This is a genomic window from Brevibacterium renqingii (genome assembly GCF_017808105.1).
Classification (GTDB): domain Bacteria; phylum Actinomycetota; class Actinomycetes; order Actinomycetales; family Brevibacteriaceae; genus Brevibacterium; species Brevibacterium renqingii.
This window is the reverse complement of sequence record NZ_JADBHF010000016.1, coordinates 1-22,675: the sequence shown is the minus strand read 5'-3', so window position 1 is coordinate 22,675 and position 22,675 is coordinate 1. Positions and strand designations below refer to the sequence as shown.

At 66.4% G+C, this 22,675-nt stretch carries 20 protein-coding genes; 14 read left to right on the top strand and 6 right to left on the bottom strand.

Features of this window, described 5'->3' with window-relative positions; genetic code table 11:
- Nucleotides 1–48 precede the first annotated feature (48 nt).
- The 10 genes from IHE57_RS14560 to gap all read left to right on the top strand — a co-directional run bounded on the left by IHE57_RS14560 (nucleotide 49) and on the right by gap (nucleotide 12,841).
- A complete protein-coding gene (locus tag IHE57_RS14560; protein ID WP_209374241.1) occupies nucleotides 49–849 on the top strand; it encodes a siderophore-interacting protein in 801 nt (266 codons plus the stop codon).
- A gap of 120 nt (nucleotides 850–969) precedes the next feature.
- On the top strand, nucleotides 970–1,536 hold the full coding sequence (locus IHE57_RS14555; RefSeq protein WP_209323957.1) for an isochorismatase family protein: 567 nt from the start codon (nucleotides 970–972) through the stop codon (nucleotides 1,534–1,536).
- 137 nt (nucleotides 1,537–1,673) lie between these two features.
- Entirely contained in the window at nucleotides 1,674–3,803 is a 2,130-nt protein-coding gene (locus IHE57_RS14550; protein WP_209374239.1) for an MMPL family transporter, read from the top strand.
- 76 nt (nucleotides 3,804–3,879) lie between these two features.
- Nucleotides 3,880–5,205 (top strand): sensor histidine kinase, encoded by a 1,326-nt coding sequence (locus tag IHE57_RS14545; protein WP_366933980.1) that lies wholly within the window; start codon nucleotides 3,880–3,882, stop codon nucleotides 5,203–5,205.
- Nucleotides 5,202–5,822 carry a response regulator gene (locus IHE57_RS14540; RefSeq protein WP_209323955.1) on the top strand — a complete coding sequence of 207 codons (621 nt, stop codon included), beginning with the start codon at nucleotides 5,202–5,204 and terminating at the stop codon, nucleotides 5,820–5,822. The genes IHE57_RS14545 and IHE57_RS14540 overlap by 4 nt, the downstream gene beginning before the upstream one ends.
- Nucleotides 5,823–6,273: 451 nt before the next feature.
- Entirely contained in the window at nucleotides 6,274–7,752 is a 1,479-nt protein-coding gene (locus IHE57_RS14535; RefSeq protein WP_209374318.1) for an outer membrane protein assembly factor BamB family protein, read from the top strand.
- Between the two features lie 403 nt (nucleotides 7,753–8,155).
- Nucleotides 8,156–9,829, top strand: coding sequence for a serine hydrolase domain-containing protein (locus IHE57_RS14530; RefSeq protein WP_253720349.1), 1,674 nt, complete (start codon nucleotides 8,156–8,158; stop codon nucleotides 9,827–9,829).
- Between the two features lie 266 nt (nucleotides 9,830–10,095).
- Nucleotides 10,096–10,437, top strand: a complete 342-nt coding sequence (locus IHE57_RS14525) for a carboxymuconolactone decarboxylase family protein (RefSeq protein ID WP_209323954.1) — start codon at nucleotides 10,096–10,098, stop codon at nucleotides 10,435–10,437.
- A 42-nt stretch (nucleotides 10,438–10,479) separates the two neighbouring features.
- Nucleotides 10,480–11,643, top strand: coding sequence for a GlxA family transcriptional regulator (locus IHE57_RS14520; protein WP_253720347.1), 1,164 nt, complete (start codon nucleotides 10,480–10,482; stop codon nucleotides 11,641–11,643).
- Nucleotides 11,644–11,845: 202 nt separating this feature from the next.
- Nucleotides 11,846–12,841, top strand: a complete 996-nt coding sequence (gene gap / locus IHE57_RS14515) for a type I glyceraldehyde-3-phosphate dehydrogenase (protein ID WP_209374237.1) — start codon at nucleotides 11,846–11,848, stop codon at nucleotides 12,839–12,841.
- A gap of 107 nt (nucleotides 12,842–12,948) precedes the next feature.
- Here the strand turns inward: gap and IHE57_RS14510 are convergent, their stop codons facing one another.
- Complete coding sequence (locus IHE57_RS14510; RefSeq protein ID WP_209374235.1) at nucleotides 12,949–13,266, bottom strand: XRE family transcriptional regulator; 318 nt, start codon at nucleotides 13,264–13,266, stop codon at nucleotides 12,949–12,951.
- Between the two features lie 323 nt (nucleotides 13,267–13,589).
- Here IHE57_RS14510 and IHE57_RS14505 point away from each other — a divergent pair, with 323 nt between their 5' ends.
- A complete protein-coding gene (locus IHE57_RS14505; RefSeq protein ID WP_209374233.1) occupies nucleotides 13,590–14,483 on the top strand; it encodes a DUF8548 family protein in 894 nt (297 codons plus the stop codon).
- 50 nt (nucleotides 14,484–14,533) lie between these two features.
- On the opposite strand, the gene IHE57_RS14500 is transcribed toward IHE57_RS14505, so the two are convergent.
- Both IHE57_RS14500 and IHE57_RS14495 read right to left on the bottom strand, forming a co-directional pair.
- Nucleotides 14,534–16,474, bottom strand: coding sequence for a bifunctional sugar phosphate isomerase/epimerase/4-hydroxyphenylpyruvate dioxygenase family protein (locus IHE57_RS14500; RefSeq protein ID WP_209374231.1), 1,941 nt, complete (start codon nucleotides 16,472–16,474; stop codon nucleotides 14,534–14,536).
- A complete protein-coding gene (locus tag IHE57_RS14495) occupies nucleotides 16,471–17,793 on the bottom strand; it encodes an MFS transporter (RefSeq protein ID WP_209323949.1) in 1,323 nt (440 codons plus the stop codon). The genes IHE57_RS14500 and IHE57_RS14495 overlap by 4 nt, the downstream gene beginning before the upstream one ends.
- Nucleotides 17,794–18,007: 214 nt before the next feature.
- On the opposite strand from IHE57_RS14495, the gene IHE57_RS14490 reads away from it, so the two are divergent.
- From IHE57_RS14490 to IHE57_RS14480, 3 genes are read left to right on the top strand one after another with little or no spacing between them, the layout of a single operon-like run.
- Entirely contained in the window at nucleotides 18,008–18,757 is a 750-nt protein-coding gene (locus IHE57_RS14490) for an IclR family transcriptional regulator (RefSeq protein ID WP_209323948.1), read from the top strand.
- Nucleotides 18,758–18,759: 2 nt separating this feature from the next.
- Nucleotides 18,760–19,206, top strand: coding sequence for a type II 3-dehydroquinate dehydratase (gene aroQ / locus IHE57_RS14485; protein WP_209323947.1), 447 nt, complete (start codon nucleotides 18,760–18,762; stop codon nucleotides 19,204–19,206).
- Nucleotides 19,203–20,063, top strand: coding sequence for a shikimate dehydrogenase (locus IHE57_RS14480; protein WP_209323946.1), 861 nt, complete (start codon nucleotides 19,203–19,205; stop codon nucleotides 20,061–20,063). The genes aroQ and IHE57_RS14480 overlap by 4 nt, the downstream gene beginning before the upstream one ends.
- A 97-nt stretch (nucleotides 20,064–20,160) precedes the next feature.
- Here the strand turns inward: IHE57_RS14480 and IHE57_RS14475 are convergent, their stop codons facing one another.
- The 3 genes from IHE57_RS14475 to IHE57_RS14465 form a co-directional block, all read right to left on the bottom strand.
- Nucleotides 20,161–20,967, bottom strand: coding sequence for a DedA family protein (locus tag IHE57_RS14475; RefSeq protein WP_209374229.1), 807 nt, complete (start codon nucleotides 20,965–20,967; stop codon nucleotides 20,161–20,163).
- 103 nt (nucleotides 20,968–21,070) lie between these two features.
- Nucleotides 21,071–22,111 carry an L-glyceraldehyde 3-phosphate reductase gene (gene mgrA, locus IHE57_RS14470; RefSeq protein ID WP_209374227.1) on the bottom strand — a complete coding sequence of 347 codons (1,041 nt, stop codon included), beginning with the start codon at nucleotides 22,109–22,111 and terminating at the stop codon, nucleotides 21,071–21,073.
- Nucleotides 22,112–22,164: 53 nt separating this feature from the next.
- On the bottom strand, nucleotides 22,165–22,485 hold the full coding sequence (locus IHE57_RS14465) for a 4a-hydroxytetrahydrobiopterin dehydratase (protein WP_209374225.1): 321 nt from the start codon (nucleotides 22,483–22,485) through the stop codon (nucleotides 22,165–22,167).
- Between the last annotated feature and the right edge of the window lie 190 nt (nucleotides 22,486–22,675).

Sequence of the window (22,675 nt, the reverse complement as noted above, 5' to 3'; positions counted from 1 at the left end):
TTTGCTTAGGGTAGGCTAAGCAAAGGTAAAAGCGAGAGGGTGGGGCGAATGGTCAATTGGCAGCGCGGCGTGATGCGGCTCTTCCGGGTGAGCAACCACGAGGTGGTCGTCACCGGAGTCGAGGACTTCACCGCGACCTACCGTCGGATCCACTTCTCCGGCCCAGAGCTGCTCGCTCAGCTCGACGAGGTCTTTCCGACACTGTGGACCCGGCTGTGGTTCCCTCACCCCGAGAAAGGCGAAGGCCATCTGAGCCAACGCGGCTACACCTTCGCCGCCATCGACCTCGAAGCCGGAACCTTCAGCCTCGACTTCGTCCTCCACGGTGACATCACCGACGACTCGGCCGCCAGTGGCGCTGACATCGGACCCGGCGCGCGGTGGGCGAGCCGGGCCCGTCCCGGCACGACCATCGAGGCCGCCCTCACCCCGGCTCGCCTCGACCTGCCCGACGATACCTCTCACCTCCTCCTCGCCGGCGACCTCACCGCGCTGCCCGCCATCAACTCCTGGTGTGAAGCCGTCCCCGCCGAGGTTGCCGTCACCGTGGCGATCGCCGCCGAGCCCGAGGAAGTCCCCGGCCTGCCGGTCTCCGCGCACTCGAATTCGACGTGGAGATGGGTGACGCCGGAATCCAACGCCGAGGTGGAGTCGAAGCATCATCCGGGTCGTTCCCTGGCCGCACACCTGCGCGGACTCGATCTCGACGTGCAAGGTCTCTACGTCTGGGCCGCAGGGGAGCGGGGGCTGGTCAAAGACGTGCGCCACGTCGTGAAGAGCGAGCTGGGTCTGGGCCGTTCGCAGCAGTTCACCCAGTTCTACTGGTTCGCCGACAAACCCACCGGATGAGCTGAAGCGTCAGCTGCAGGAACGCAAACTGAGGCGTCAGCTGCAGGATCGGCTTGGGAAGTCAGGTCAGTGATTGCCCGCAGCCCTGGAAAACGGCGCAGAAGCGCCTATGCTCGAAGCATGGTCAAGGCACTCCTCATCGTCGACGTCCAGAACGATTTCACCGAAGGCGGCGCGCTCGGCGTGACCGGCGGCGACAGCGTGGCCGAGGGCATCACTCGCCACCTCGAGACCCATGCAGGTGACTACTCCGCTGTCATCGCCTCCCGCGACTGGCACGATCGCGACAGCGACAACGGCGGGCACTTCAGCGCGACTCCGGACTTCGTCGACAGCTGGCCCGTCCACTGCGTCGCCGAGACCGAAGGCGCCGAATACGACCCGCTGCTGTCCACTGAGGCGATCACGCACGAGGTGCGCAAGGGACAGGGCCGCCCTGACTATTCGGCCTTCCAGGGGGCCACGGACACGGGGAGCAGCCTCGGCGAGCTCCTGCAGCACCTGTCCGTTAACGAACTGGACATCGTCGGAATCGCCACCGATCACTGCGTACGCGCCTCCACCCTCGACGCGCTGAGCATGGGCGTGGAGGTCCGGGTGCTCACCGACCTCGTCGCCGGAGTCGGGGCCGAATCGAGCGCGGCTGCGCTGTCCGAGGTGGAAGCGGCGGGCGCTTCGATCATGTGAGGCGGCGGCGCTGTCCGGTCCTCAACCGGCAGCGCGATCATCATCCCAGGTCAGGGCGTTTTCTCCATCGAAAGTCGCAGGGCGAATCCGAACTCATAGGCGATGTGCCCGCGCCCGGCGATTGATGGACTTGAGGCATGACCTCATCATTGATCAAAACCGCCCACACGCTGACATCGAAGCGCGGTTCGTGGTTCGTCCTCGGCGGGGTGGTCGTCCTCGTCGCCCTGATCTTCGGACTGCTGTCCGGCGCGGGCGAGGACCGGCCCAACGAGACCGCTCCGGCGGATTCCGAATCCGCTCAGGCCCAGCGGATCCTCGACAAGTTCCCCGAGGCGGACAAGCAGTCCGTCATGATCGTGGCCTCGAACACCGACGGCAGCACGCTGAGCGCCGGTGACCGGTCCGAGCTCGAGAGCCTCGCCGGCTCCCTGACCAAGGCGTCATCGGAGAAGGTGACCGGCCCCATCCTCAGCGATGACGAGCAGGCGGCTCTGCTCATGGTGCCCATCGAGGTGGGTCTGACGAACTCCGACACGGCCGAGACCGTCGACGAGCTGCGCGCCACGATCGCTGCCGACCCGACCGCGGCCGGACTGGCCGATTCGGGCATGTCCCTGCTGGTCACCGGCGGTCCTGCGATCGGCGCCGATATCGCCTCGGCGTTCGACGGAGCCGACTTCACCCTGCTCATCGTCACCATAGTCATCGTGGCGCTGCTGCTCATCATCACCTACCGCTCGCCCGTCCTGTGGCTGCTGCCGCTCATCGTCATCGGCACGGCCGACGGACTGGCCTCGACCGTGACTGCCGCCGTCGGCGACGCTCTCGACCTGCAGTTCGATGCGGGCATCATCAGCGTCCTCGTCTTCGGCGCGGGCGCGAACTATGCCCTCCTGCTCATCTCCCGCTACCGCGAGGAGCTGCGCCGCGAAGCCGACCACCGCGCGGCGCTCGCCGAAGCGTGGACCCACACGGCGACGACGATCCTCGCTTCGAACCTCACAGTCGTCCTGTCCCTGCTCAGCCTCGTCTTCGCCGTCATCCCCGGCACCCGTGGCCTCGGCATCACCGCCGCCGTCGGCCTCATCATCTCTGCTGCCGCGGTGCTGATCGCCCTGCCGCCCGTGCTCGCGATCTGCGGAAAGAAGATGTTCTGGCCGTTCGTACCCCAGGTCGAAGACGCTGTCAGCGACCGCGCGGCGGGCGGGGCCGCCTCGGCGAAGCCCTCGATCTGGCGGAGAATCGCCACTCGCGTAGTACGGAAACCGTGGCTGCACCTCGGTGCGGGAATCGTCATCCTCGGCGTCATGGCCACCGGTTTCATCGGGTCCTCGATCGGGCTCGACCAGACCGAGAAATTCCGGGTCCAGTCCGAATCGGCCCAGGGCCTCGACATCCTCGCCGACCACTTCCCGCCCGGGGAATCGCAGCCGATCTGGGTCGTCGCCGACACCGACCACGCCGACCATGTCGTCGATTCGGTGTCCGACATGGACGGCGTCGTGCGCGCCTCCGCGATCGAGGACACGGACATCGACGGCGCTTCGGTCACGAAGATCATGGTCACCGGCGAATATGAACCCGACAGCGCGAAGGGGCTCGACCTCGTCGGGGAGATTCGCGACGAGGTCCACGCCATCGACGGGGCCGATGCTCAGGTCGGCGGTGCCGCAGCCACGGAGCTCGACGCCCGAGACGGCAACCGGGCCGATTTCCTCACCATCGTCCCGATGGTCCTGGCGATCAGCTTCATCATTCTGCTCGGCATCCTCCGGGCCCCCATCGCGGCGTTCACCCTGCTGCTCGTCAACGTGGTGTCCTCGGCAGCGGCGATCGGGCTCGGCGCGTTCCTGTCGCGGACGATCTTCGGTCAGGCCGCACTCGATGCGCAGGTGCCGATCCTCGCGTTCCTCTTCCTCGTGGCGCTGGGCATCGACTACTCGATCTTCCTCGCTCACCGCGCGAAGAAGGAATCGGCCCTCCACGGCGGCCGCCAGGGCATGATCGAGGCCGTCGCCCACACCGGTGGGGTCATCACCAGCGCCGGCATCGTCCTGGCCGGAGTGTTCGCGGCACTCGGCATGCTGCCGCTCATGGTGCTCGGCCAGCTCGGCCTCATCGTCGGAGTCGGCGTGCTCGTCGACACGATCATCGTGCGCACCGTCATCGTGCCCTCGATCTTCGGTCTCGTGGGCAACCGGATGTGGTGGCCGAACCGGTCGTTCACCCGCCATCCGCGCACGACCGGCGGCAGTTGTGGTTGAGTGGACAGGAAGAACCGAGAGAGCAGAAAGAGGATCGTCCCGGCGCCATCACCGCCGAGGCTGGGAAGGCGGCGACGTGAGCGCACGCAGATGGACAGAGCGGACGATGGAGATCGGCCAGCACGCGATCGCGCTCGCCCTGACCGTCATCGCCTGCATCCGCGCCGTCTCCAGCGGAGCGCCGCTTCTCGCCGCCATCGCGGTCAGCGTGGTCTTCCTCGTCTGGTACGCCCTCGGCGCCGTCCGTGCCGCCCGTACAGGCGCGCTCGTGCTCGCGAAATGGTGGCTGATCGTCCTCGCACTTGCCTGGCTGTGCACCCTGCTCGTCTCCGCCGAATTCATCTGGATCGCGTTTCTCCTCTGGCTGCTGGCCGGGCACCTGTTCTCACTCCGGATCGCCGTCGTCTTCACCGCGCTGACCTACATCGCGACCGTTGCCGCCCCATTGGCGCACTACGGGCAGGTGCTCGCACCGAGCATCATCGGATCCCTCATCGGCGCCGTCTTCGCCCTCGGCCTCTCCCGGGGCTACATCGAACTGCTCCGTGAAGGACGCCGCCGCGAGGAGCTGCTGCGCTCCCTCGAACTGGCCCATCGGAATCTGCTCGACCTCCAGGACGAGCTCGCTCTGACCCAGCGCCATGCCGGTGAGATCCAGGAGCGGACCCGCGTCTCCCGCGACATCCACGACACGATCGCGCAGTCGATCTCGTCGATCAGGCTCATCGCCCACGCCGAGGCGGAGCGGACCGCCGATGACCACGCCGGCCAGGTGCTCGTCCAAGTCGAGGACCTCGCCGCCCAGAGCTCTCGTGACGTCCGCCGCATCATCGCGGCCCTGGCCCCGGCCGAGCTCGAGGACGGGGCGCTGACCGCCGCGATCCGCAGACTGCTCACCCGCCTCGAGGAGGACAGTTCGATCCGCGGCCGTGTCGAGGTCGATGAGACCTTCCCTCCTCTGCCCGCCGAGGCGGAAGTGGCGCTGCTGCGGACCGCTCAGTCGGCTTTGGCCAACGTCCGCCAGCATTCGCAGGCGAGTCGAGTGATGGTCAGCCTCATGGATGCCGAAGGCTCCATCCGCATGGACATCGTCGATGACGGGGTGGGCATGGCAGAGCCGCAGGAGCGGTCGCGGAGTTCGGAGTCCGGCTTCGGTCTCGACTTCATCGCTGCACGCATGCGGGAACTGGGCGGGGAGCTCGTGATCGAGTCGGCACAGGGTTCGGGCTTCGCGATCTCAGCGATCCTGCCGACGCCATCGGGCCTGTCGCCTCGCTCGGGTGGGAGCGTGACTCGGTCGGGTGGGAGCGTGACGACGGGCCACCTCGGCGAGAAGGATGCCGGCGGTGACGTGAGGGATGAGCGCACGAGCGGCGCGGAAGACGAAGGAGCGGGCATATGACGATCCGAGTGGTTCTTGTCGACGATCACCCGGTGGTCAGGGCCGGTCTGAAGTCAGTCATCGATGCGCCCGAGCACATCGCTGTCGTCGGCGAGGTCGGCAGCGGCGAGGAGGCGCTGGTGCGCGTCGACGAACTCGACCCTGATGTCGTCCTGTGCGACCTGCGACTGGGGGAGGGCATCGACGGCATAGAAGTGACCAGACGACTGCGAGCGCGACCGAAGCCGCCGGCGGTGCTCATCCTCACCACCTTCGACAACGATTCCGAGATCGTGGGCGCGCTCAACGCGGGTGCCGCAGGGTATCTGCTCAAGGACATCGACCCCAGCGACATCTCGACGGCCATCGAGAAGGCCTCACGTGGGGAGACGTATCTGCCTCCGGAGATCTCGTCGAAGGTCATCGCCGCCATGCGCAATCCCGGTCCGAAGCTGACCCGGAGGGAGCGTGAGGTCGTCAAGCTCCTGGCCACAGGAGCCTCGAACGCGCAGATCGCTCAGGAGCTCTTCGTCACCGAGGCGACCGTGAAGAGCCACCTCGTCAACGTCTTCACGAAGCTCGGCGTGGACTCGCGAGCCCGTGCCATCCGCGTCGCCGAGGACAAGGGACTGGTGTAGGGGGCCGGTCTGGGGCCTTGATGCCCCGGACGGCCGCGGCTGCGCGAGGAGCTGGCCCAGGGGCCGACGGCTGCACGCGGGTCTGGCTCAGGGACGACGGCCGGTTGAGAGAACGGAATTGACTCTTGGCCTGCGCCTGTCCCCGGGGCTGCGCCTGTCTCTTGGCCTGCGCCGAGACGCAAGCCGAGCATGGAGCAGGTCGGGGCGACCGGCGAGCACTTCGGCGCCGAATATTGGTCGCGTTCGGACCTCGGCCGGCAAACATAGGTCACTATCGGATACTTCTGAGCGCAGAAAGTATCCGATAGTGACCTATGTTTGCAGGAGAAGCCCGCTGTCAGATGAGCGGGCGGTGCCTGATCGGACTACCCGTGGAGTATGACGGATGGGCCGACGCATATGATCGAGCTATGAATCGGGGTATGAGCAGGAGAAACGCATCGTGAAGCGGATGTGGGCAGCGGTCGCATTGGCGGCTTTGGTGGCATTGAGCGGCTGCAGTGACGGAGCCGGCCAGCCGGAGGGGACACCGTCGCCGACGCCGAGCCCTACCCTGGCCGAACCGGTCGAGCTCGATTACTATGCCTCGGTGATCACCGACAACGGAGCGGATCTGGCGCTCGTCGGAGACTGGATGAGCCAGAAGCTGCGAGTCGTCGACGCCGAGGGCGACGAGAAGTGGAACATCGACTCCAACACCAACGAAGACGACGGCGGCACTGAAGCCTACTCGGCAGGCGAGAACGTCATCGTCCACGACTACTCGGGTACGACCACGGCCTACTCGTGGGCCGATGGGCAGGAAGTTTGGTCCTTCGGCCTCCCCGACACCGCTGGTTCCTGTCGCCCGGCCCAATCCTTCGGAACACAGTCGACGAGCGGGGGCAGCCGCCTCGGCGAGGGTGACCTCATCCTTCTCGAGAATATCTGGATGGACTCCGAGGAGAACTGCGAACCCTCAGCGGAAGGGGACACCGTCCTCTATGCGCTCGACCCGGAGACGGGGAAGGAAGCCTGGCCGGCGCTGTCGGTCGGTGAGGACGGACAGACCTTCGGCGGTCGCCTCCTCGAACTGGCGCCCGACCGGAAGTCCGGGATCATGTCCTGGATGGACGGGGACGAGTCGATGGTCACGCGGATCTCCTTCGACGACGGCACGCACGTGTCGCTCCCCATCACCGAGGCGCGCGAGACCGACGACACCGGAGCCGACTACTTCATCGTGTACCCGACGGCCGATCCCAGCAGCCTGACCTACGTCTACGGGTCCACGGAACCCGACGAACCGATGAGCTCAGCAGTGACGCGGGCGGCGAAACTGAGCGTCCCCGCAGATCTGCAGGCATCCGACTCGGCCACACTGGCAGCCACCGAACAGTCTGCCGACGTGAGCATGGAAGACACCTTCGACGCCGTGTGCAGCACCGAACTGCGCTTCACGGCCGAAGGGAAGCCGGCGTGCCTGCAGACCCAGCTGTTTGCGTCAGCGGTGAAGTACCAAGGATCGGACGGCGCCATCGACGGGTGGTATGCCGACGCTCCCGAGGCCGCGGTCGCACGGATCGGCGGTCTCGGCGGTCCGCAGTGGGAACCGGTCGATCACGGCGATCAGACACTCCTCATCGTGCCGGCCCCACGGGACGGAATCGTCGCACTCGACGCGGCCAGCGGCAAAACAGTGTGGACGACCGACGGGCCCAGGCTGAAAGAAGAAGGCGAAACGGGAAGCTGGGGCGGGCAGAGAGTTCTACCGGACCTCGGGCTGATCGTCGTCACCGACAACAAGAAGACGACGTTCTTCGACGCGAAGACGGGCAAACCGGTCAGCGACCATCCGGCCGGGGACTATTCCGACCAGAGCTCGAGCGGGCGTTTCGTGATCGCAACGAATGAGGACACGAGCACGATGTGGGCCGTCGTCGACACCTGAGAGTCGTCAGGCACCTGACGTCAGCGGAGCTGAAGGCAGGCTGAACTGTGCTGAAGCGGAGTTGGCCCCGGGCCAGCGGCAAACATAGGTCACTATCGGATACTTCTGAGCGCAGAAAGTATCCGATAGTGACCTATAGTCGCGGGTAGAAGGTGGGCCGGCTGGGGCCCTGCCACCTCGACGGCCCGGATCTGACCAGTCGATCTGCCCAGTCTTCAGGTGAATAACTGATTGGTAATGAATCGTTGCGTCGCACCTGGTGAGCGTTTCAGTATGCCCACGTGACTCCCGGGAAGCCCGTTTCGACTACGGAGTTTCACCTCCTCCGGGTAGTCTGTTCCCTGCGCAACGGGACAGTCCCGCGCGTTCGCGGAGCCGTTCGGATCGAGACAGTGGAGGTGACATGGCAAGCGAAGACGAAACGTTTCTGCCCGGCCCTGTGACCTCGTCGAACCGTCGCATCGGTGCGCTGTCCGGCAACACGAGGGGCATCGACACAGGCCCGGATGTCGGTGCTAAGCGACCTGGGAAGTCCACTCGGGGCAACGCCGGGTCCGCCGCGGCAGAGACTGCCCCCGACACGAGCGACACAACGGGCTCTCGTATGCCGGACGTCACTGCAGCAGCTGCGCTCGACGAGCCCGGCACGCCCGACGGATCCGACTTTCCCGCCTCGGCGCCGGATATCACTCTCCCTCGTGCAGGGGAACTGACCTCGGCAAGCGAGGACTCCATCGTCGACCCCTCCGAGGCGGTCCTCGAACGCATCGACCTCGACTCCTGGAAATGGCCGGAGTACTTCGCCTTCTCGCTGACCCGGATGGAGGAGATCTTCCCCGTCGGCGGCATTCCACGCGGAATCGGACCCGTCCGTGAGCTGGTCACCGAGGAGCACGACTTCCGGCCTCTGCGCATCGACCGTGAGAAGTGGTCCGCCGCCGACGAGAGCTGGTCCACCGTCGGCGATGTCCTGACGAACACCTTCACCGACGCCTGGTTGGTCGCCCGCGACGGCGTGGCGCTGGCCGAAGAATATGCGTGGCCGATGAAGCCCGCCCGCCAGCACATGCTCTTCTCCGTCAGCAAGTCCATCGTCTCCACGGTCATCGGCGCACTCGCCGACGCCGGGAGACTTGCACCGACCGACTTGGTGACCACACACGTGCCGACCCTGGCCGAGTCCGGTTACGCCGGAGCCACCATCCGCGACCTGCTCGACATGCGATCGGGCATCAGGTTCTCCGAAGAGTACCTCGAGGAGGGCTCCGAGATCCGGGCCCTGTTCGAAGCCGTCGATTTCGCGCCCCGGACGGCCGCCTCGGCGAATGGGATCAAGGACTTCCTCACCGGGCTGAGCAGCGAACGCGAACACGGTTCGGCCTTCGTCTACCGCAGCTGCGAGACCGACGTGCTCGCATGGATCGCCGAGGCGGCCACCGGCCAGCCGTTCTCCAACGTCGCCAGCGAATTCGTCTGGTCGAAGATCGGCGCCGCCCACGCGGCCCAGGTCTGCCAGGACCGATGGGGAGGAGCGATCGCCGATGGGGCCATCAGCACGACCCTGCGCGACCTGACCCGGTTCGGCGAGATGATCGCCCGCGGCGGCACGACCGCGAACGGCGAACGAGTCCTCTCCGCGGCTTGGGTCGATGACATCTTCACCGGAGCCGTGGACTCGGCGGAGGTCTTCGCCGCCTCGCCCTCCGGCTGCTCGTACCCGGGAGGTATGTACCGCAGCCAGTTCTGGGTGCCCTCGGCCAACCGCGATGTCGTCATCGGCATCGGCATCCATGGCCAGATGCTCTACATCGACCGCGCCACGCAGACTGTCGGCGTCAAGCTCTCGAGCGACCCCGAGCCGGTGAGTCTGGCCGCCCAGCACGGCACCCTGGCCATGTTCGAAGCCATCGCCGAGGCAGTGCCGACCTCCCAGACCGAGCGCGCGCCAGGCGAGGGGACGCAAGCGCAGGCACAGGAGAACGAGGACCCGGCGAAGCTCCCGAGACTCGCTGCACCGAACCTCGCCGTCCCAGGCGTCGCCGGAGCTCCGCTCGCGGCGCAGAACACCCTCTGCTGACAGCCTGCGGACGAGCGCCGCCCAGTGGCGCCGAACCGGTCTAGCGGCGGCCGAGCGCCGCTCAGTGGCGCCGAACCGGTCTGTCCACGACGACGGTGTAGACCGCTTGAGTGGTCATTGTGGGCGGACTGCCCTTGGGAAAATTCCGCCCAAAACGACCACCCAGCAGGTGAACCGCTCAGAACCACCACCCGAATGGGCGACATGCCCTGCTGTGAGGCGGTAGCGTGACGAGCGGAAGGACACCGACCTCAGAAGGAGCAGCAATGAGTGATTTCCAGGATCGCGAAGGCGACGCCGAGTACGACCGGGCCTACAAGGAGACGACGCCGGACATCCTCAAGGCATTCGGCGAGTTCAACAACGCTGTCTTCGCACCCGAAGGCCGTGAGATCCCCCTGAAGTACCGAGAGCTCATGGCCTACGCCGTGGGACTGACCACTCAGTGCGCGTACTGCATCGACGCTCACTCGAACGCCGCAGTCAAGGCCGGCGCCACCGAGGGAGAGCTGGCCGAGACCGCATGGACCGCCGCGGCGATCCGGGCCGGCGGCGCCTTCACCCATGGTCGTCTCGGTTTCAAGCTCAGCGGAGCCCACGACCACTGAGCCCCGACCATGAGTGACGAGTCTCGAACCTCCCATCGCAGAATGCCCCGTTCGAGCCCGCACCGCATCCTGGTGCTGGCCCTCGACGGGGTGTCTGCGATGGATCTCGGGGTTCCGGTGCAGGTCTTCGGTGCCGAATCCAATGCCACACCGGTGCGCACCACGGCTGCATCGAACCCGTCCGGCACGCACCTCACCGCTGCGAACCAGCCGGGCCCCCATCCCACTGTCCAGGGCCCGCCCGTCCCGAACCCCTCCGTCGCCCACGATTCCGCTGCGCTGACCCCTGCGCCCACAGCGGCACCGGACACGGTGTATGCCGCAGCCACCAGCGGGGGAGTGCTGCCCAGCGGAACCTGGCCCTATACGGTCGAGGTCTGCGGAGTCCGACCCGGCACGATCTCCGGGGCCGACGGCCTCTCCTATACCGTCGGCTCCGGACTCGAAGCCCTCGAAGCGGCGGAGACGATCATCATTCCCGGAGCCACCTCGGTGGTCGATGACGAACCGTCGGCGGCCGTCGTCGGCGCACTGCTCTCGGCTTTCGAGCGCGGGGCGAGGATCGCGGCGATCTCGACCGGCACCTTCGCCCTCGCCCGCACCGGCCTCCTGGCCGGACGCCGCGCCACGACGCACTGGTCGACCGCGAAAGAGCTGGTGCGACGTTATCCGTCCATCAGAGTCGACGAGAACGTCCTCTTCATCGATGAAGGACGGCTGCTCACTTCTGCAGGAGCCGCCTCGGCGATCGATCTCTGCCTCCATCTCATCCGCAACGACCACGGTGTCGGCCTGTCGAACCAGGTTGCGCGACGGCTCGTGGCCGCCGCCTATCGCAGTGCCGGCCAGGCGCAGTACGTGCCCCGCAGCGTGCCCGATCCGCTCGGCGACGACTTCGCCGACACTCGCGAATGGGCGCTGCAGCACATCGGCGAGAAACTGACACTGCGGGACCTCGCCGCCAATGCCGGAGTCTCCGTGCGCACCTTCTCCCGCCGCTTCGTCGAAGACACGGGCTACACCCCCATGCAGTGGGTGCTCCGGGCCCGAGTCGATCTCGCCAGGGAACTGCTGGAGAACAGCGATCTCGGCATCGAGCAGATCGCTGACCAGGTCGGTCTGGGCACTGGTGCGAACCTGCGGATGCACTTCCAGCGCATCCTCTCGACGTCACCGAACGACTACCGGCACTCCTTTCAGGGGTGAGCCGGCGCGCTGTCGGAACGGTCTCGACAGCGGATTTCAGAGCCGTATTCGAGGCCACGATCACATTGGCCGGAAACTTTCGGCATCTGGCAATAGGACTGGCGAAAAGCTTGCGTAGATTGTCTGACTGGCCACTGTTGCCGAGACGTTCAAGCGCCCATGATGGAGATATCAAGACGAATCCCGTGTTCAAGGAGTGACATTGACTCGTATCGCCATCAATGGTTTCGGTCGCATCGGACGCAGCACCCTGCGCGCCCTCATCGAGCGCCGCAGCGAGCTCGAGGTCGTGGCCATCAATGACCTCGGCCCGATCGAGGATCTCGCCCGGCTGCTGAAGTTCGACACGACCCTCGGCCGCTTCAACCACACCGTCGAAGCGAAGGACGATGAGATCGTCATCGACGGCACGTCGATCAAGGTCTTCGCCGAGAAGGACCCCGCGAAGCTGCCCTGGGGCGAGCTCGACATCGACATCGCCCTCGAATCGACCGGCCGCTTCACAAAGGCCGAGAAGGCACGCGCTCATCTCACCGCCGGGGCCAAGAAGGTGCTCGTCAGCGCTCCCTCGAAGGGTGCCGATGTCACTCTCGCCTACGGTGTCAACAGCGAGGCCTACAAGCCCGAGCACACCGTCATCTCCAACGCCTCGTGCACGACGAATGCGCTGGCTCCGCTGGCGAAGGTGCTCGACGACCTCGCCGGCATCGAGCAGGGCTTCATGACCACGGTCCACGCCTACACCGGTGACCAGATGGTCCAGGACGGCCCGCACAAGGATCCCCGTCGTGCCCGCGCAGCGGCCGAGAACATCATTCCCACCTCGACGGGCGCGGCCAAGGCCATCGGCCTCGTCCTCCCGCAGCTCGACGGCAAGCTCAGCGGCGACGCCATCCGTGTGCCGGTGCCGGTCGGCTCGATCGTCGAAATCAACACGACGGTGTCCCGTGAGGTCACCCGCGACGAGGTGCTCGACGCCTACCGGACCGCAGCCGACGGCGAGCTCAAGGGCATCCTCGAGTACGAGACCGAACCGGTCGTCTCCAGCGACATCACCGGTCAGTCTGCCTCGTCGATCTTCGACTCGGCGCTCACCCGCGTGCAGGGCAAGCATGTGAAGGTCGTCGCGTGGTACGACAACGAATGGGGCTTCTCCAACCGCGTCGTCGACAATCTCGAGTTCATCGGACGGAGCTGACGATCACCGGCGCCGAGGCGGCTCGCCGAATGGTCCGCCGACGCCTGTGAATGCACCTGTGGCCCCGGAACTGCCCATGGCAGGTCCGGGGCCACAGTCGTGCCAACTCAGACGTCGTCGTCGGCCGCGGTGCCGCCTTCGCCTTCCCAGCGTTCGATGGCACGGACCTTGGCCCGATTGAACTTGAGGCGCACTCCATAGCCTGCGACCTTGTCGTCGGGAATGATCTGGGCGCCGAACTCCTGCAGCGCCTCGTGAAGCCGGTTCTCCTGCTGTTCGGTGAGGTCCTCGAGACCCTTTTCGAACCGTTTGAGCTCGGACTTGTCGAGGCGGGCCTTGGACGCGACTTCCTTCGCCGAGACTCGGCAGAGGGCGCGGGCTGCGCGGGCCAGCGGCCCGTCGATGATGATCTCGTCTGTACTCATGCCTTAACCATGCCAGAGCCCACCATGCCTGCCAAGGCTGGGGGTGTTCCTGTGCTTTTAGTCGCGGAATGCCCTCTGTGATCTGCTGTCAGCCCCGGTTGACGTGCGGGTTGGATGCGTCTGTATGGCAATCGGTGCAGTCGAGGAGCCGGTCATGCCGACGCGTTCGACGTCTCTGCAGATGAACCCATGTGAAAGATGTGTTCTATTGTCGGGCGAGCATGCCGTGTCAGTGCCGACGTCTAATGTTTCAGTCATGCTTCCGACATCGGAGTCGGCGGCAGCGCGTCGCAGGGTGCGGCGCATGACGGAAGGTCAGAACAATGGAGATCACGACCAGAAGCATCCGCAGTTTGGCGTATCGCTGCGAAGAATTCCTCGGCGACCGCGGGGAGCCGTTGTCGATCGGCTACTCCGGGAGCCTCGCACTGTGCATCCTCGACGCGATCTATTCGACGGGATCTCATCCGACCGCGGTCGACAATGTCGCCGACAGGTACATCGCTCGGCATGGCCGTGCCGACGGCGCGAAATCGCTGCGCTACTCGATCGCCGCGTCAGGTGGGGCGGAAGTGTGGGCCCGGAAGGTGATCCGCAATCTCAAGCCCGCAAACGTGCAGCCCGGGGCGATGCTCAGGGCCGAGGTCGTCGACCGTGCGACCCGGTTGATGGCCGACCACGACATCGACACCGTCGACGACCTCCTCGCCGCAGTCGGTGACGAACCGTCGACCGGCCGGCATGCCAATGAGGTGGCTCGCGGGTGGCGGGCTCTGCCCAGTCAGAAGTCGGGGATCTCCTGGCGGAACCTGCTCATGCTGGCCGGGTCCGACCACTTCGAGATCGACCACAGGGTGCAGGGCTACATCGGCGAGGTGGCAGGCTTCTTCGTCGTCACCACTGACGACTACGTGCTCGAACTGATCGACGCGACTGCTGATTTCCTCGGCGTCGAGGGCCGGGTGGTCAAGCAGATCATCTGGCAGGTCTCGCACCGGCGGCTCCGGCCGGATCCGAAGCGTGAGAGTTTCGTCTTCCCGTATGGTCTGGAAGACGAACTCGAGCCTGAAGCCGAAGGGTGGGATTCGGTATTCGATCGTGAGCCCTGTGCCGAAGCCGTGGATCGGAATTCGACCTTGGGGCCTGAGGAAGATCTCGGATCCGACTGGATGACGCCCTACTCGAGACCGGGGACGACCGGCGCGGCACCGTTCTGAGTGCCCGCTGGGATCCAGTGGGCTGGGCCGAGTCGCTGGTTCCTGTCGACTCAGCGGCCCGCGTTGCGCCGATGCTGGGCGGCTAGCCGCACCGGCGCATCGGGAGCACCGTAGCCGCGGTAGCCGTCCCGTCGCTCGACCATCTCGAAGAACACCGAACCGATCGTGGCCGTGTAGAAATGCAGGAACTCTCCGCCCTCGTCGCGGTCGTAGAGGATGTTGTGCTCGCGCAGCCGCTCAAGCAGCTGCGGGTCGAGAGCGAAACGGGCTTCGAGGTCCTCGTAGTAGTTCTGCGGCACCTCGAGGAAATCGAGACCACGGGCCAGGGCCGTCGCAGCGGCGGCGAAGATGTCTTCGCAGGCGACGGCCACATGCTCGGGATAGGACTCACCAACCGCGCCCGTGCCGCGGTCGGTGACCTCGGCGGTCCGCGTGGGGGAGACGTTGAGCGGGATCCGCACCGCACCGTCGGGGCTCGACATCACCTGGGACCGGACGAGACCGGCAGGGCTCGGTACGTCCTGTGACGGCTGGGCTTCAAGGGCCAGCAGGGAGGTGTAGAACAGCACTGCCTCGTCGTAATGATGCGCGGGCTGCGCGAGGTTGATGTGATCGATGTGCGAGGACCGTTCGACGCCGCCGGCGCCGAACTCCGCGATCCAGACGGGGTCGTCGCCGGTCGTCTGGTGGAAGAAGACCTCCGAGCCGTCGGGGGCGAAGACGCCGCGCAGCACCTCGTCGTTGTGGGTCTGCTCGCGCGGAACCTCGATCGCATGGAGCAGAGAGGCCCGGTCCATGCTCGCCGAGGCGTCCGCGACCTCGAAGCCGATCCCGCGGAGGAAGGTCCCACGTGCGGAGTCCGGTTCCACCTCGGTGATGATGATGCGCGCGCTGCCGCGCCGCCACAGCTGCACGTGCTGCTTCGAGCGGTGGAAGCCGATGAACCGGAATCCGAGCTGGTGCAGCTGTCGGGTCAGCGTGCCGAGGTCGTCGGTGCTCAGTTCCACATAGTCGATGCCCGAGGGGGCGGCGACTCGGGGCAACGGCTGCAGATCGAGAGCGATGCCGGAGCCGGCACCGGCAGCACCCGCGTCATCGTCGCGTGCAGCATCGCCTCCGCCTGCACGTGCCCCGCCACCCGCGTCATCGCCGCGTGCAGCGACGTCGCGGATGTCGACATCGGCGGCCACGCTCGCCTCCAGCCAGCGCAGTGAGCGCAGGCCGTCGACGGCGGTGCGCTGAGTGTCGGCCTGTCGGAAGGAGTCGTTGAAGACCTCGAGCGATACCGGACCGGCGTACCCGGTCAGAGCTGCGCGGGTGAGGAAGTCGGTGAGGTCCCATGCGCCCTCGCCGGGGAAGACCCGGTGGTGACGGGACCAGCTGAGGACATCCATCGACAGCGCAGGGGCGTCGGCAAGCTGGAGGAAGAAGATCTTCTCACCCGGGATCTCGGAGATGCGAGACAGGTCCGTTTCGCGCGAGAGGATGTGGAAGCTGTCGAGACAGGTGCCGATGCGCGGATGGTCTGCGGAGCGCACGAGGTCCCAGGCATGATCGTATTCGGAGACGAACCGGCCCCAGGCAAGTGCCTCATAGGCGACGTCGATGCCGTAGCCCTGAGCCAGATCGCCGAGGCGTCGCAGCTGCTCGACGACGATGCCGTCGTCGGAGATCGTCGCCGTGCCGACATTGGAGCACAGCAGCATGGTGTTCATGCCGAGCCGGGTCATGAGCTCGAATTTCTTCTGCGCACGGACGAGGTTCTGCTGGAACCGGTCCTCCTCGACGCCTTCGAAATCGCGGAAGGGCTGATACAGGTCGAGGCTGAGACCCAGATCGCGGGCCAGTCCGGCGATGGTCTCCGGGGAGTCGGGGGAGACGAGGAGATCCTGTTCGAAGATCTCCACTCCGTCGAAACCGGCCCGGGCGGCCGCGTGCAGCTTCTCTTCGAGTGTGCCGGACAGGCACACCGTGGCAATCGAGGTTCTCATCGTGCCCTTTCCTCATGGACGGTGTCGATCTCTTCCAAGCTCAGCCCCTTCGTCTCGCGAGCCGTCATCGCGACCAGCCCGACGGCGATGCAGACTCCCGCGGTGAAGCCTGCGACGGAGACCCAATTCTCTCCGCCGGCTCCGGCCACGGCGGAGGCGAGCACCGGGGCCAGACCGCCGGAGACGGCGAAGCCGATCTGGGTGCCCAGGGCCAATCCTGTCACCCGCGCCGTGGTGGGGAACATCTCGGCGTAGAACGACGGCCAGATCGAGTTCGCCAGCGAATAGGCGCAGCCCGACATGAGGGCGCCGAAGACGAAGATGAGCGGCCAGCTCCCGGCCGAGACCGCGGCCAGGTACGGGAACATCATCAGTCCGGCGCCCACGGCACCGGTGACAAAGACGGGTTTGCGTCCGAGCCGGTCGGACAGCAGCGCGGCGGCCGGAATCGCGAGCAGGGCCACGGCATTGGCGATGACCGAGACCAGCAGCATGGTCGATCGTTCGAGTCCGACGATCGAGGTGGCGAACGACAGCGACCAGACGGTGAAGACCATGTTCACGGTGTTGACCATGGCGCAGGCGGCCACCCGCAGCACCGCGGCCTTGTGCCACCGGAAGACCTGCATGAGGGGAGGGTTGTCCACGCGTGCTTCCTTGAACGCCGGCGGCTCCTCGAGGCCGCGGCGGATGAGCCACGCTGTGAGCACGACGAGCGCGGAGAGCCAGAACGGCACTCGCCAGCCCCAGCTGAACAGGGCCTCGTCGGGCAGGAAGGCGGTGAAGGGGATGAAGACCGCGGTGGCCAGCAGAGTGCCCGCCTGGGTGCCGTGCAGGGTCCAGCTCGTCGTCCAGGCGCGTTTGTTCTCGCCCGAGTGCTCGAGCGAGACCGAGATCGCGCTCGCCTGCTCACCGGAGGCCGAGAGCCCCTGGATGACGCGGCAGAGCACGAGGAGGACCGGCGCGAGCATGCCGACCTGATCATAGGTCGGCAGGCAGCCGACGAGGAAGGTCGAGATGCCCATCATGAACAGGGTGAGCATGAGGACGAACTTCCGCCCGAAGCGGTCGCCGAGCGGACCCATGATGAGTGCGCCCAGGGGCCGGACGACGTACGCGACTCCGACTGTGCCCATGGCCAGGAGGATCGAGATCCCCGGGGCCGTGGTCTCGGGGAAGAACAGGGTGTTGAGCACCAGCGCCGCCGCAGTTCCATAGACGGCGAAGTCGTAGTACTCGAGAGCCGAGCCGGTCCAGCTCGACAGGGCCGCACGCAGCGGCGTCTTCGTCGGGCGAGCTTCCTCGATCGCGTTGCTCATGCTTCCTCGCATCTCTCACTCTCACGGTCCGTCGGCGGCCCATGGAACCGGACTGAACTGGACTCCGCATTGCCATAGTGTGGCAATGATTGTTACATTGTGGTTTACAGTGTGATTGAGATGACATAGTCTGTCAACGCCGCCCGCAGAGGATCTGCGTCCGCGGACAGATGACAGCCCACCGCACAGCCGCACTAGCGCAAGGAGGCCGGAGATGCCGCCCAAGGGGTCGAACTCGGTGACGAAGACCTTCGAGATGCTCGATCTGCTCGGTGCATCCCCGGAGGGCATCAGTGCAGGCGAAGCCGCCGAGGCGACCGGCTACCCGTTCTCGACGTCCTACCGCCTCCTCGGCGGACTCGTGGAGTCCGGCTACGCGAGCTTCGACCCGCGCACGAAGATCTACACCCTCGGCATGGAGGTCTTCCGCCTGGCGCAGAAGGTCGCCCACCGCCGAGGTCTCACCGGGGCGACGAGGGACCTCCTCGAGGACCTCACGGCGACCACCGGGGAGTCGAGCATCCTCGCCGTGCGGCGCGGCAACTCCGCGCTGACCGTGCTCACGGTCGACGGTCCCCAGTTTCGGACGACGACCGATCCCGGTGACGAATCTCCGCTGCACACCTCGGCGATCGGGCAGGCCCTGCTCGCGCATGACCCGGATGCCGAAGCCACAGTCGACGCCCTCGAACTCGAAGCGCGGACCCCGAACTCGATCACCGAACCCGACCGGATGCGCCGCCGGCTCGAAGAGATCCGCGAATGCGGGTGGGCCGGCCAGTCCGAGGAGAACGACATCGGAATGAATGCCCTCGCCGTGCCGGTCTTCGACCTCGACGGGAGGCTGCTGGCCTCACTGGCTCTCGCCGCTCCCGTCTTCCGACGCAGCCTCGACGAACTCATCGCGCTCGTCCCCCAACTGACCGAGACCGCCGCGGCCATCGCCGCACGATTCCCGAGGTGATCATGCCGCACGTCCTCGTCCTCAACGGCCCCAACCTCAACCTCCTCGGCGAGCGTGAGCCCGAGATCTACGGCCGCACGACCCTGGCCGACATCGAAGCGATGTGCGCCGAGGCCGCCGCCGAAGCGGGCCTGACCGCCCGGTGCATCCAGAGCAACCACGAGGGCGGACTCATCGACGCCGTCCACGAGGCCAGGAACACCACAGTCGGGGCGATCATCAATGCCGGGGCCTATACGCACACCTCGCTGGCCCTGCACGATGCGCTGAAGTCCTATGACCATCCGATCATCGAGGTGCACCTGAGCAATCCCCATGCGCGGGAGGCCGTGAGACACCACTCCTACCTCTCGCCCGTGGCCGCGGCCGTCATCGCCGGAGCCGGCGCGAAAGGCTACGTCCACGCGATGGAGATCCTCATCGACCTGCTACCGAAAGCGAGACCATGACCCCATCCCTCCTCCTCGGACTCATCGGCGACGGCATCTCCGCCTCCCGGACCCCGCGCATGCACGAGAACGAAGGCGCGGCCCATTCCATCCCCACGATCTACCGCACCGTGGACATCGCCGAACCGCGGCTTGCAGGGGCGCGTCTGGAAGAGCTGCTGAATGCTGCGATCCGCCTCGGCTTCGACGGACTCAACATCACCCACCCGTTCAAACAGCAGGTCATCGGATTCCTCGACGCCGTCGACCCGGTCGCCCAGCGCATCGGCTCGGTCAACACCGTCGTCATCGACGGCCAGGGGCACACCACCGGCCACAACACCGACGTCACAGGATTCGCAGCCGGGTTCCGCGCCGGACTGCGAGGCGCCGCCACCGAGGCGGTCGTGCAGATCGGCGCGGGCGGGGCCGGCCGTGCGGTCGGGTTCGCCCTGGCCGAACTCGGCGTGGCCGAACTCGTCATCGCCGACACCGATGTCGATCGTGCACGGGGCCTGGCCGCGGACATCGGCGCGGTCGCGGCGGTCGGGACGCGAGCGCGGGCGATCGGACTGGACGAACTCGAGGCGGCGGCCGCCTCGGCGAACGGGATCGTCAACGCCACCCCCGTCGGGATGAAGGCCTATCCGGGCACTCCCGTCGACACCGCGGTCTTCGGTGCGGATACCTGGGTGGCCGATGTCGTGTACTTCCCGCTCGAGACCCAGCTGCTCGCCGAGGCCAGAGCCAAGGGCTGCCGCACGCTCGACGGCTCGGGGATGGCCGTCAACCAGGCCATCGACGCCTTCGAGCTCTTCAGCGGGCAGAAGGCGGACCCGGCCCGGATGCGCGAGACCTTCCTCTCTTTCGGGGCCTGAGCCCAAATCTTCGGGGTCTGAGTCCGGCCTTTCGGGACTGAACCGGGCCCGTCGGGACGCAACCGACTTTCAGGGGCTGAGACGGCGCCCGGGCTGGTCAGTCCTCCGACGTCTTCTTCGCCTCGGCCTGCCTCTGCTTCCGATACTCCTTGCCGAAGCTGAGGACGAAGATGCCGGCGATGAGCGCCAGGGTCAGCCACATGGCGTACTTGTCGATGACCTTGAGCACGTCGACGGCTGTCTCGCCGAGCTGGAAGCCGAGGACGGTCCAGATGAGAGTGAAGATCAGACAGCCGAGGAGGTCGGCGATGAGGAAGAGCGAGAGCCGCATCCTCGTCCACCCGGCCACGAGGTAGACGAGAGTGCCGGGGATGCCGGGACAGCGGGAGACCAGAGTCATGAGGAACAGGGCCCAGTTCGGGATCCTCTTGAGCTGATTGATGCGCTTGAGCTGCCGCTCGTTCTGAGCGAAGAGCCGCAGCACTCCGTCACCCCACCGGCGTCCGGCCAGCCAGAACGCCCAATCGAGCTTCGCCATGCCGACGAATCCGGCCACGATGACGAGCCAGAGCGGGATCTCACCGACGCGGGCATAGGCTGCGGCCGCGACGATCGAGGTCTTCGCGCCGTTGATGAACTCCTGGACGACCGGGGCGTGGACGAGCATCCAGGGCCGCAGCGGCATGAGCGCGAGGTAGACGAGCGGTACGCCGATGATGATGAACAGCAGCAGCTTGTCGAGCCCGGCCGCCTTGCCCCGCCAGGGTTTGATCGCGGACCAGGGGTTCTCCTTGGCGTCCGTGTGACCGGGCTCGGCGTCCGCGTGACCGGGTTCGTATTCGGCGTGACCATCGTCGACCGGACCGGGCTCGGCTTCGTCGCGGTCCGCACGGTCATCGCTCATCGGGGCTCCTGCCGCTCGTCTGGGAGGTCGGCGCTTACGGTATCACAGCAGAATGATCGCTTCGGCCCGAGCCGTTCACAATGCGCGGCACCCTCCGCGCGGCTCACTCGGCGGTGCTGCGGCGAGCGTCTCCCCAGATATCGACGCCGGAGTCGACGGCGAAGCGGTCGATCTCGCTCAGCTCCTCCTCGCTCAGCGGGGCCGCCTCGAGAGCGGCGACATTGTGCTCGAGCTGCTCGACCCGGCTGGCACCGATGACCAATGAGGACACGCGCTCGTCGCGCAGGGCCCATGCCAGCGCCATCTGCGCCAGGGACTGACCCCGGGCGGCGGCGATGTCGTTGAGCGAGCGGATGCGGACGAGATTGTCCTCATTGAGGAATCCGTCCTTGAACGATGGCGTGGACTTGCCTGCTCGGGAATCCGCAGGAACCCCGCCGAGGTACTTGTCGGTGAGCAGGCCCTGCGCCAACGGGGAGAAGCCGATGACGCCGAGGCCCTCGACGTCGGTGGTTTCGAGCAGGCCGTCGTCCTCGATCCACCGGTTGACCATCGAATAGGAGGGCTGGTGGATGAGCAGCGGGGTGCCGAGATCGCGCGCGATCTGTGCAGCCCTGGCCGTGTCGGCCGCAGAGTAGGACGAGATGCCCGCATAGAGGGCCCGACCGGATCGCACCGCGGTGTCGAGTGCCCCGATGGTCTCCTCGAGCGGAGTCGTGGCATCGGGACGGTGCGAGTAGAAGATGTCGACGTAGTCGAGGCCGAGCCGGCGCAGTGAGGCGTCGAGGCTGGCCAAAAGGTATTTGCGGCTGCCGCCGGGCCCGCCGTAGGGGCCGGGGTGCATGACCCAGCCGGCCTTCGTGGAGATGATGAGCTCATCGCGGTAGGGATGCAGATCCTCGCGCAGCAGCCTGCCGAAGTTGGTTTCGGCCGAACCGGGCGGCGGCCCGTAGTTGTTCGCGAGATCGAAGTGCGTGATGCCGAGGTCGAAAGCCCGACGGACGATGGCGCGCTGGTTCTGGAAGGCGACGTCGTCGCCGAAATTGTGCCACAGCCCCAGCGACAGGGCCGGCAGGACGAGCCCGGAACGGCCGACCGGGCGGTAGGTCATCGAATCATAGCGGTTCTCGGCGGCGTGGTACACACGTTCTCCTGGGTGCTCGCGGACGGCTGTGGTCACAGCCTAGTACGAGCCGTTCAGTCGGCCGCGGAGTCCGCCTTCACCCCCGCCGAGGCGGCCAGTTCGCTGATCCTTCCCGCGAGGTCGAAATCGCGTTCGGTCACGGCTCCTGTGTCGTGACTGGTCAGCTGGACGTCGACGTGAGGGAACGTCAGGGTGATGTCGGGGTGATGGCCGGCCTCCTCGGCGGCGGCGCCGATCCGGTTGACGAGCTCGAGGCCGGTGGCGAAGTCGCCGGTGAGCAGTCGGGTGCCGATCGAGTCCGTCCGACCCTGCCAGTCCTTCAGCCCCTTCTCCGTGAGGGCGTCGAGCAGTTCCTGTCCGGTGTATGCAGTCATGACTTCATGCTAGGGACTCGGAAGTCCGGCGTGAACCCCTCGACCAGACTCAGATAAACAGCCCGCGAGCCACCCTCGCTGCCTCATATACTTTTGCCCGCGAAATGGTGGACCGGGACTGCTGAAGGTTTGGTTGACTTCACGACTGGATAAATTCCAGGAAGGATAGAAGTCATGCCAAAGATCTACA